Below are 9,005 nucleotides of genomic sequence, written 5' to 3' on the forward strand. Positions count from 1 at the left end.
CGGCGAGCCCGGCGCGGTCGCCGCGCTCCAGCAGCAGCCCCAGCGGTTCGGCCAGGGCCGGTGCGGCCTCGGCGACCGCGGGCAGCCCGGCCAGCGCCAGGATCGCCGGCTCGATCTCCAGCAGGTCCGACTGGCTGCTGACGTAGCGCAGCAGATGGGCCACCTCCTTGCGTGGGGCGGTGGTCAGGACCCGGAAGGACAGGACGCAGGAGAAGGGGTCGTATTCCGCCAGCGGGGTCCAGGCGTCGGGCGGCACGACGGCCAGATGGGCGCGCTCGGGCACCTGGATCATCAGGGCCAGCGGGTCGTCGCCTTTGAAGAAGCACTGGGGCTCCGGACGGTAGGTCACGGCCAGGACCGGCGCCCCGGCCGCCGCGGCCCGCTCCGCCGCCTCCATCAGCGCGTCCTCCGGCACGCCGGCCAGCCAGGCGGGCAGGGCGGAGTCATCCTCCTCCTCCGCAGCGCCGTCCGGGCCTTCGTCTCCGTTCCCGTCCGCCTCGTCCGGCGCGCCGTTCAGCCAGCCGCGCAGGGCGGCGATGACCGGGCGCCCGCGGTCGGCGGCGGTGTCGGGCAGAAGCTCGGTGTCCTCGATGTGGTCCAGCCACACCGACACGAGGTCCAGCGCCGCCAGGATCTGGTCCAGCATGGCCGGGTCCAGCACCAGCCGCTGCTCGCGCAGGGCCACCAGCAGGTCTTCGCCCGCGTGCAGCACGGCGGTCAGCGCCGGGAAGTCGAACAGCCCCGACGATCCCTTCAGCGTGTGGACCGAGCGGAACACGCCGTTGAGCAGCCCGCTGCTGTGGGGATCGCGTTCCAGCCCCAGCAGGCCGTCGGTGGTTGCGGCGATCTGTTCGCGGGCTTCCACCAGAAACTGGGCGAGAAGGGGGCTCATGGCTCGGTCGCTCCCGTCATGATGGCGGCGAACAGGCGCAGGTCGTCCACGCTGATCGGCTTGACCAGATACAGGTTCACCCCCACCGCGCGGGCGGCGGCGATGTCCTTGTCGCGGTTCAGGGTGCTGGTCATCATCACCGGCAGGCAGGCGATCTCCTCCGTCGTGCGCAGGGTGCGGACGAAGGTGAGCCCATCCATCTTGGGCATGTTCACGTCGACCAGGATCAGGTCGTAGGGACCGCTCAGCGCCTTTTCCAGCGCCTCGATCCCGTTGAACGCCTCGTCCACGGTGTAGCCGCCGGGCTGTTCCAGCGCCTGCCGGTAATAGGCCCGCACCAGCGCCGCGTCGTCCACGATCAGCAGCCGTTTCGGACGGCGGGGGCGGATGTGCGCGTCGTTGCCCTGGGTGATGGGGTTGGGGCTGGGGCTCATCGGGCTGGCCTCTGGTAGACGATGGCGTCCGCGAAGCGGCGGACGGCGAACAGCGGAGAAATCCGGCTCATCGATTCGGAATGGCCCAGGCAGACGAAACCGCCGGGGCGCAGGCTGGAATACATGCTGTCCGCCACCTCGCGGCGGGACACGTCGTCGAAATAGATCAGCATGTTGCGGCAGAAGATAACGTCGATGTCGGTCATCTTGGCCATCTGCGCCCGGTCGGAGGCGTTGATGCGGGTGAATTCGATGGAGCTGCGCAGGGAGTCCACGATCCGCCAGCGGTCCGAAGTGGGCCGCTCGAAATAGCGGTCCAACACCCATTTCGGCAGCCGCTGCACCGACCGTGCGTCGTACAGGCCCTGCCGTGCCGCCGCCAGGACCTGGGTGTCGATGTCCGACGCGATGATCTCCACGTCGTACTGGTCCACGTCGGCCCAGTTCTCCAGCAGCCACATGGCGATGGAGTAGGGCTCCTCGCCGGTGGAGCAGGGCAGGGACCAGATGCGCACCGGCTCGCCGCGCCGCTTGGTGCGGACCACCTCGGGCAGGATGGAGTTGGCGAGGCAGGCGAACTGGTACTCCTCCCGCCAGAAATAGGTCTCGTTGACGGTCAGGCTGTTGATGATCTCTTCCAGTTCGCGGCCCGTGCTGTCGAAGCGCAGGAGCGCCAGATAGGACTGCACGCTGCTGACCCCGCTGCGCTCCACCCGTTCCAGGATGCGGCGGTCGATGAAGTAGCGCTTCGACGCGCCGTACGACAGGCCGGTCCGGCGGTAGATGAATTCGCAGAAGCGCGCGAACTCCTCGTCGGTCACGGCGTCGGGTTGCGACGGTCCGCCCGTCCTGGGCATCGCCATGGGGGATGTCCCTTTCAGTCGGTGGGAAGGCGGGACAGGGCGGTTTCCACGGAAAACCGCAGGAACTGGTCTTCCGGCAGGCGGTCCAGCACGGCGGTCAGGACCGCCGCGGTGTCCGCCGTGCCGGTCTCCGCCAGCACGTCGATGAAGGCGCAGCAGACGTTGATCTCCTCCTCCATGCCCAGCAGATGCTCCAGCGTCTGGACCACGGCGCCGCCGACCCGCCCGCGGGCGATCTCGGCGGCCATGATGCGCACCTGCGGGTCGGAGTCGCGGATCAGCGCGTCGAAGAAGGGCAGGGCGTCCGGACCCATGTCGGCCAGCGCTTCCGCCGCGGCGAAGCGGCAGCCCGCCCGGTCGGAGCGCAGCAGCGGGGCCAGCGCCGCCGCCGCCGCCGGCCCGCCGATGGCGACCAGATTCAGCACCAGCGCCTCCACCACGCGGGTGTCCTCCTCCTCCTCCAGCCTTTTGGCGATCAGGGCGACGGCGTCGGGAAAGGCGCGGCAGGCGCGGGCGGCGGCCCGGCGGGTGTCCGGGGTGTCGGCGGTCAGGTCGGCCAGCACGGCATCGCGGTTGGGGGTGTTCCGGGCGGGACCGCCGCCGGGAGCGGCGGCGCCGGAAGGAGCCTTCACGAGCGGCATGTCAACGCACCCATTTTTCCAGTTGCTCGGCAACGCGGTGGACGGGCAGGACCAGATCGGCCCCGCCCCGGCGGATCAGATCCTGGGGCATGCCCCAGACGACGGCGGTCTCTTCGGCTTCGGCGATGGTGCGGCCCCGCTTTTCGCGCAGGCTGGCCATGGCCGCCGCCCCGTCATTGCCCATGCCGGTCAGCAGCACGCCGATCAGCCGGGCGGGGTCCACCACCTCCAGCGCGCTTTCGACCATGCGGTCCACGCTGGGGTGCCAGATGTGGCTGGGCGAGGCCGGGGCGGGCAGCGCCGTCAGCCCGTTGGGCCGGCGGGCGATCAGCAGGTCGGCGTCGCCGCGCGCGACGTAGGCGGTGCCGGGGCGCAGCAGGGTGGGGCTTTCCACCTCCTGCACCGTGATGGCGCTGGCGCTGTTCAGGCGGCGGGCGAGCACCCCGGTGAAGTTGGCCGGCATGTGCTGGCAGACCACCACCGGCCAGCGGAAATCCGCGGGCAGCAGCGGCAGGATGCAGTCCAGCGCCCCCGGCCCGCCGGTGGACACCCCGATCAGCACCAGCCCGCGCACCTCCGCCGGACCGGTCGCGGCGGCGGTGTTGGCCGTTGCGGCGGCACGGGGCCGGGGGGCCGACAGCTCGGCGTGCTGGCGGCGGATGCGCTGGGCCAGGTTGCGGGTGCGCAGCCGCGCCTTGGCCGCGGCCCGCACCTTCGCCACCAGTTCCCGTTCGATGGTGTCGATGGTCAGCGACACCGTGCCGTCGGGCTTGGGGATGAAGTCCACCGCCCCCAGCTCCAGCGCCTCCAGCGTCGCCATCGCCCCCTTGGAGGTCAGCGACGACACCATCACCACCGGGCGCGGGCAGTCGGTCATGATGTGGCTGAGGCAGGTCAGCCCGTCCATCTCCGGCATGTTGACGTCGAGCGTCACCACGTCGGGCTGCTGTTCGCGCACCGCGGTCAGCGCCTCGGCGCCGTTGCGGGCGAAGGTGACCTGGAAGTCTCCCTCGGCCCCGAAGATGCGTCCCATGTGGCGGCGCATCAGGGCGGAATCATCGACGATCAGCAGCTTTATCATGACCGGCAATCAGGCTGTGGGTGCGGGGTGGGGGCGTTCGGGGTCCCCTCCCCCGGAGGCGGGAGAGGGGTTCGGGGGGCGGGTCCGGCTCAGGCGGCCTTCTCCGTGTACTCCCCGACCGCCGCGACTTCGGCGGTGTCGAGCAGGTTGTCCACGTCGAGCAGCAGGATCATCCGCTTGCTCTTCTCCAGGTTGGCGACGCGCCCGATCAGGCGGGCCTGCTCGTCGGACATGGCCGGGGTGGGGCCGATGGCGGCGCGGGGGATCTTCAGAACCTCCGACACGCTGTCGACGATGAAGCCGGTGCGCTTGCCGCCGATGGTGAAGACCATGATCCGCTGGCGGTCGTTGCGGGCCACCTCCGGCAGGTCGAAGCGGCGGCGCTGGTCGATCACCGGCAGCACCGACCCGCGCAGGTTGACCACGCCTTCGATGAAGGCGGCGGTCTTCGGCACGCGGGTCAGCTCGTCCGGAACGCGGACGATCTCGTTCACGCTGGCGATGGGGGCGCCGTATTCCTCGTTGCCCAGGCGGAAGACGACGAACTGCTCCTCCTCGTCCGCCAGGACGCTGCGGCTGGACGTCTCGTCGGCCATCTCGGTGTCCTCCTGATCCTGCACGGCGGCCAGCGCCGAACGCACGGCGTCGTGGTGGAAGAGCTGCTCGGCGGACAGGATCGACACCAGCCGCCGCCCCTCGTTCAGGCGGCAGATGGACTGGATCTCGCCCCGTCCGTCGCCCAGCATGGCCGGCAGCGGGTCCACCACGTCCTTGCGCACGCGCAGGACCTCGCGCACCGTGTCCATCACCACGCCGACCGAGTTGCGCTCGTCCAGCGGCACGACGACGATCTTGCTGCGCTCGTCCAGCGGCGTTTCCGGCAGCCGGAACATGGCCCGCAGGCTGACCAGCGGCAGCAGCCGGTTGCGCAGCGTCATCACCCCCAGCACATAGGCGTCGGTGCGGGGGATGCGGCTGATGACGTCGGGCACCTGCACGATTTCCTGCACGCTTTCGATGCCCAGCGCGTATTCCTGCCGCGCCACCTCGAAGCTGACCAGCTGCAGCTCGTCGCTGACCGCGTCGTCGGCCTGCGAGCGCCCGGAGTCGCCCGCGGCGGCCACCCGCGCGGCGCGGGAGCGGGCGGCGGCTTCCCCGCCGTTCTCCCGCTGGAGCAGCCGCTGCGGGTCGATGATCATGATCATGGCATGGCCGTTGATGCCCTTGATCATGCCGCGCAGCAGGTCCGTCTCGACCGTCGCCTGGATGGTTTCGGCGGCTTCGATCTGGCCGGGGTCCACCGTCACCACGGCGGCCATGCGGTCCACGACGAACCCCACCGGAACGCCCTGGTTCAGCACCACCACGCGGGTGGAATCGTCGTGGGGGCGGTCCTCGAACTGGAAGATCCGGCGCAGGCTGGTCACCGACATGACCGTCCCGCGCAGGTTGGCCAGCCCTTCCAGGCTGGCCGGGCTTTTGGGCACGCCGACCACGGGCGGCATGCGGATGATTTCCTGGACCTCGGCCAGCGGCACCGCGAACATCTCGTCCTTGACGTAGAAGGTCACATATTGCCGCGCGTCACCGAGGGAGCCCGTATCGGCGGTTGCCGCAGTGTTGATGCTCATGGGTCAACCCTTTCGCTTGCGGGTGTGTCGCTTGCGGGTCGCCCCTCAATCGGCGGAGTTCTGCAGTTCGTCGGCGAGGCTGGCGATCTCCTCGACGGCGGCGGCCAGCTCCTCGGCCCCGCGGGCCTGCTGCTTGGCGGCGGCGGAGGCTTCCTGGGAGGCGCGCGAGGCTTCCTCGGAGGCGGCGGCGATCTGCTGCACGCCCTTCTTGGCCTCTTCCAGCGCGGCCAGGATCTCTTCCGATCCGCGGCGGATGTTGTCGTTGCCGTCCACCACCACGCCCATGTCGCGGGCGGCGCTGGCGAGGTTCAGGGTGATCGCCTTGTTCTTCTCCACTTCCGCCAGGGCCGAGGCGGAGATCTGCTCCAGGTCGTTGCGCACGGCGACGATCTGGTCCTGGGTCGCCTTCACCACGTCCTTGATGCGGTCGGCGTTCTCGGCGCTGTCGCGGGCGAGGTTGCGGATGTCGGTGGACACCACGGCGAAGCCCTTGCCGAACTCGCCGGCCCGCGCCGCCTCGATGGAGCCGTTGACCGCCAGCATGTTGGTCTGCACCGCCACCGTGGAGATCGCGTCCACGATCTTGTCGATGCGGCGGCTGACCTGCTCCAGGTTGTTCATGAGCTGGTTGGACTTGCGGGTCTCGTCCAGCGCCTGGATCACGCCGTCGATCAGCCCTTCGATGGCCTTGTTGCTGTCGCTCAGCAGCTTGGTCAGGAGCTGGGCGCGGTCCAGCGATTCGCCGGCGTTGTCCTGGAACAGCTTGGCGCTGCGCTCGATCTGGTTGATCGCGGCGGAGGACTGCTGGGTGGCGGCGGAGGACTGCTGCGCGCCCTTGGAGATCTGCTCCACGGCGGCCATGATCTGGGCGGCGGCGCTGGAGATCTCCTGGACCGCGGCGGACAGCTCCTCGGCGGCGGAGGCGACCTCTTCGGCGCTCTTGGTGATGTCGGTGGAGTTGCGCAGCTCCTCCGCGATGGTCTGAAGCTCGCCCGACGCGGTCTGCGACTGGCCCAGCGCGGCGGTCTGCTGATCGACGGTGCGCAGCGCCTCGTCGCAGGCGGAGGACTGCTCCTCGGCGGCGGCGGCGATGCTCTCCGAGCCCCTCTGGGCCTCGCGGGCGGCGCGCTCGGCCTCGACCGAGGCGGCGGCGATCTCGGTGGCGCCCTTGGCCAGCACCTGCATGTCGGTGCGCATCTGCTCAAGCTGGCCGGTGACGGTGCGGCCCTTGTCCACCTCGCCCTTGGCGGCTTCGGCGGCGGTGTTGATGCCCTGGGCGATGACCTTCACCTCGCCCTGGATCTGGCCGACCAGCTCCTGGATGTCGCGGGCGCTCTTCTCGGAGGTCTCGGCCAGGGTCCGCACCTCGTCGGCGACGACGGCGAAGCCCTTGCCGTGCTGGCCGGCGCGGGCCGCCTCGATGGCGGCGTTCAGGGCCAGCAGGTTGGTCTGGTCGGCGATGCGGGCCACGGCCTTGACGATCTCGCCGATGTTGGCGGCCTGCTTCTCCAGCTCCACCACCATGTCCACCGAGGCGAGCTGGCGTTCGGCGTTGGCGCCGATGCTGGTCACCGACGCGGCGATCTGGGTGCCGACCTCGGCCAGCAGGACCTGGAGCTGGTTCGACTTCTGCCGGCTGACCTCGGCCTGGTCCTTCGATTCCAGGATGGCCTTGGCGATGTTGGTGACGGCGGTCAGCGATTGCTGGGCGGCGCCCGACGCTTCCTGGGCGCCCGTCGCGATCTGCTCCATGGATTTGCGGAGCTGGTCGGACGCGGACGCGGATTCGGAAATGCCGCTGGCCATCTGCGACGAGGCGGAGGCCACCCGCTCGGCCACCTTCTGCTGGCGGGCGAAGGTCCGCGCGCGCTTACGCTGGGCGTCGGCGGTGGAGCTGCCGCGCCCGTTGCCGGAGATCGTACCCGTCCCAGCGGTTCCCGGTTGGCCAACGTCCGCCTTCTTCACCAGTGCCATCGTTCAACTCCGTCTCGATCGGTTCGCCCTGCTGTGGGCGCGCGGCACTGTGGCACCGCCCCGCCGGCGGAGGCAGATGGGGGCGACCCTATTGGGGTGCGCCCTATCAGGGTTCACCCCAATAGGCGAAGGAGACGGGGCGGTCGGGAAAAAACCGACGGGCGGCGGAAGAGTATGGACTCGGCGTGAATGTTTTGTCAGACTTTCCCCCGGTAGGGCGTAGAATTACAAGAAAGATATGAACATGGGATTCATGGCGCTGTCCTGGACGTCCTCAATGTCGGTCGGTGATGAAGCCGTCGATCATCAGCACCGTGAAATTCTATCTTTGATTGCGCAGATGACGGACTGTGCCAAGCACCCCGGCCGGCGGGAAGAGGCATTTCCGGTTCTGGTTTCGCTGTTGTCCTGCCTGGACGAGCATTTCGCCGAGGAGGAGCGGCAGATGAACGAGACCGGCTACCCCGAAGCCGACGAGCACCGCCGGGACCACGACGCCATGGACCGCACCCTGCGGACCTTGCGGGCGTCGGTGCGCTCTCCGGCGGAGTTGATCCGCTCCACCATCACCATCCTGCCCCGCTGGGTCGCCCGGCATCAGGCCACCCTGGACCGCAACCTGTGCCGGCATGCCGCCCTGCGGATGGGCACGGCGCCCGGTTTCCGGGTGGAGAACCGCCTCTGACGCTCCCTTGCCTCTGAAACGGGGGTGTTGCGCAGGACGGGGGACCTGCGGTTGACAGTCCGGGGCGGTCCGGCCAGTGTGGGGCACCGCCCCCATACGGGCCACCCCACATCGGATTTCCCCGGCCCATGGCCACCGTTTCCGAAGCCCTGTCCATCGCGCTCGACCATCACATCGCCGGGCGGGTGGCGGAGGCGGAAACCCTCTATGGCCGGATTCTGGAAGCGGTCCCCGGCCATCCGGACGCCAGCCATCTGATGGGCCTGCTGCTGGCCCAGACCGGGCGGACCGCGGCGGCGCTCGGTCATCTCGACGCCGCCGTGGCCGGCGATCCCAGTTCGGCAACCTATCACCTCAACCGTGGCAAGGTTCAGGACGCGCTCGGACGGACCGCGGCGGCGGCGGCGAGCTGGCTCGCGGTGCTCCGCCTGCAACCGGATCATGCGGAGGCCGCGGAGCGGCTGGCCCCGGCGCTTCGCGTCCTGGCCGAACGCGCCTTCGATGCCGGGACCTTCGATTCCGCCGTGACGCTTTACAAACGGTCGCTGGCGCTCGATCCGCAGACCCTTTCCGCGGCCTTCGACGCGGCGATGGCCGCCAAGGAGCTTGGACGGCTGGAGGAGGCCGCCCGTCTGGCCGGCGCCGCGGCCCGGCTCGACCCGATGCTGCTGCGCGCCCGCATGGTGGAGGCGGAATGCCGGCAGGCGCTCGGCCAGACGCGGCAGGCCATCGGCTGGGTCAGCCATGATGGCGAAAGGCTCGGCCACGATCTGGTATGCCCGCGGAGCGGACGCCGCTATCGCG

9 protein-coding genes are annotated in these 9,005 nt (G+C 69.9%); 2 read left to right on the plus strand and 7 right to left on the minus strand.

What is annotated here, in order from left to right; translation table 11 throughout:
• From QSG27_RS25570 to QSG27_RS25600, 7 genes are all read right to left on the minus strand, one after another.
• On the minus strand, positions 1-892 hold an 892-nt coding region (locus tag QSG27_RS25570; protein ID WP_306711156.1), incomplete at its 3' end, for an Hpt domain-containing protein.
• Positions 889-1,326, minus strand: a complete 438-nt coding sequence (locus QSG27_RS25575; RefSeq protein WP_306711158.1) for a response regulator — start codon at positions 1,324-1,326, stop codon at positions 889-891. The genes QSG27_RS25575 and QSG27_RS25570, both read right to left, overlap by 4 nt.
• Positions 1,323-2,189 carry a CheR family methyltransferase gene (locus QSG27_RS25580; protein WP_306711160.1) on the minus strand — a complete coding sequence of 289 codons (867 nt, stop codon included), beginning with the start codon at positions 2,187-2,189 and terminating at the stop codon, positions 1,323-1,325. Before QSG27_RS25580 ends, QSG27_RS25575 begins: the two co-directional genes overlap by 4 nt.
• A gap of 14 nt (positions 2,190-2,203) precedes the next feature.
• Positions 2,204-2,830 (minus strand): HEAT repeat domain-containing protein, encoded by a 627-nt coding sequence (locus QSG27_RS25585; protein WP_306711162.1) that lies wholly within the window; start codon positions 2,828-2,830, stop codon positions 2,204-2,206.
• Between the two features lies 1 nt (position 2,831).
• The gene (cheB, locus tag QSG27_RS25590; RefSeq protein ID WP_306711164.1) at positions 2,832-3,911 is read right to left on the minus strand and encodes a chemotaxis-specific protein-glutamate methyltransferase CheB; all 1,080 of its coding nucleotides are present in this window, start codon (positions 3,909-3,911) and stop codon (positions 2,832-2,834) included.
• 89 nt (positions 3,912-4,000) lie between these two features.
• Positions 4,001-5,542: a chemotaxis protein CheW gene (locus tag QSG27_RS25595; RefSeq protein ID WP_306711165.1), complete on the minus strand. Its 1,542-nt coding sequence runs from the start codon at positions 5,540-5,542 to the stop codon at positions 4,001-4,003.
• Positions 5,543-5,587: 45 nt separating this feature from the next.
• On the minus strand, positions 5,588-7,516 hold the full coding sequence (locus QSG27_RS25600) for a methyl-accepting chemotaxis protein (RefSeq protein WP_306711166.1): 1,929 nt from the start codon (positions 7,514-7,516) through the stop codon (positions 5,588-5,590).
• Between the two features lie 253 nt (positions 7,517-7,769).
• On the opposite strand from QSG27_RS25600, the gene QSG27_RS25605 reads away from it, so the two are divergent.
• Positions 7,770-8,201, plus strand: coding sequence for a bacteriohemerythrin (locus QSG27_RS25605; RefSeq protein WP_306711168.1), 432 nt, complete (start codon positions 7,770-7,772; stop codon positions 8,199-8,201).
• 128 nt (positions 8,202-8,329) lie between these two features.
• On the plus strand, positions 8,330-9,005 hold a 676-nt coding region (locus tag QSG27_RS25610; protein WP_306711170.1), incomplete at its 3' end, for a tetratricopeptide repeat protein.

Source organism: Azospirillum isscasi (genome assembly GCF_030849505.1).
GTDB lineage: Bacteria > Pseudomonadota > Alphaproteobacteria > Azospirillales > Azospirillaceae > Azospirillum > Azospirillum isscasi.